Raw genomic sequence first — 1,379 nt, 5'->3', positions numbered from 1 at the left:
AAACCTGATGGGGTGGACGCCCCCCGACGGCATCAATGTGCCAGAGTGGAGGTGTTGAAGCACCACTGAGGGAGGCGTCCGTGTCGCAGGTTATCACAATCGGTCTGGATATCGCCAAGAACGTTTTTCATGCGCATGGCGCCGACGAGCGCGGCGTGATGGTCTTCAGCCGCAAGCTGACCAGGGGCAAGCTGCTCGACTTCTTCGCCGGTCAGCCAGCCTGCGTGGTTGCGCTCGAGGCATGTGGCGGCGCCCATCACTGGGCACGTGAGCTGCAGACGATGGGGCACGCGGTGCGGCTGATACCGCCAGCTTATGTGAAGCCGTTCGTGAAGCGGAACAAGAACGATGCGATTGATGCCGAAGCGATCTGCGAGGCGGCTCAGCGTCCGGGCATGCGCTTTGTGGCTGTGAAGAGTGAGGAGCAGCAAGCCGCAGGGCTCGTGTTCCGCACGCGTGACCTGGCGGTGCGACAGCGCACCCAACTGATCAACGCGATCCGCGGGCACTTGGCGGAGTATGGCTGGGTCGCGCCGCGTGGCACCGCGCATATGGCGATGCTGGCCGACCTTCTGGAAGAGGAGGAAATGATCTCTACGCTGCCACGGGCGGCACGGCCGATGTTCAAGATCATGGTCGACATGCTGGCCGAACTCGACAAGCAGATCGCCGTGCTGGATCGTGAGATCGCACGTCGGGCAAAGGACGACGAAGCCGCACGCCGATTGATGACTATCCCGGGGATCGGGCCAATCGCGGCAACAGCCATCATCGCGCTAGCGCCGCCGATCGAGACCTTCCGCAAAGGCCGGGACTTCGCCGCCTGGCTCGGCCTCGCACCGCGCCAGCACTCAACCGGCGGCAAACAGCGGCTCGGCGGTATATCTAAGATGGGTGAGCGCACGATCAGGCGGCTGCTCATCATCGGGGGTAGCTCGATGGTGCGCCAGGCCTCCCGGTTCGGCGCGCCGGCCGGCTCGTGGCTGGAGCGGATGCTCGCGCGCAAACCGCGCATGCTCGTCTCGGTGGCGCTCGCCAACAAGATGGCGCGCATGGTCTGGGCACTGCTCACCAGGAATGAAGATTACAGAGCTCCGGCGGCGGTCACGGCGTAAGCCGGGCTCGCGGCCAGAGGCGTCGGGGACGTAGGCGGTCGAAGGAGGGTATGGCACAACAGTCGGCGAGACGGGGCCGGGAGAACCAGGGAATGGCAGAGCGCTAACCAAGCGCGCAAACCTGTAATGGATCCGGTCCGCGAACTCCCATACTGGCCCGCAGCATATGGCGCTGCTCATCGAGGCCGGACAGATGACAGCATCCGACTACGTGCCAACATACCCCGACTTTACTGCTTGCATCCGAAGGGGCGTCCACAGATG

Annotated in this window: 1 protein-coding gene; it reads left to right on the top strand. The window is 64.2% G+C overall.

Annotated features, from left to right (window positions below; genetic code table 11):
• Positions 1-80 precede the first annotated feature (80 nt).
• A complete protein-coding gene (locus GGR89_RS21970; RefSeq protein WP_125958664.1) occupies positions 81-1,115 on the top strand; it encodes an IS110 family RNA-guided transposase in 1,035 nt (344 codons plus the stop codon).
• Positions 1,116-1,379 lie beyond the last annotated feature (264 nt).

Origin of the sequence: Sphingomonas trueperi, assembly GCF_011927635.1 — a bacterium.
Taxonomy (GTDB): domain Bacteria; phylum Pseudomonadota; class Alphaproteobacteria; order Sphingomonadales; family Sphingomonadaceae; genus Sphingomonas; species Sphingomonas trueperi.
This window is presented reverse-complemented; position numbering and strand designations above follow the sequence as displayed.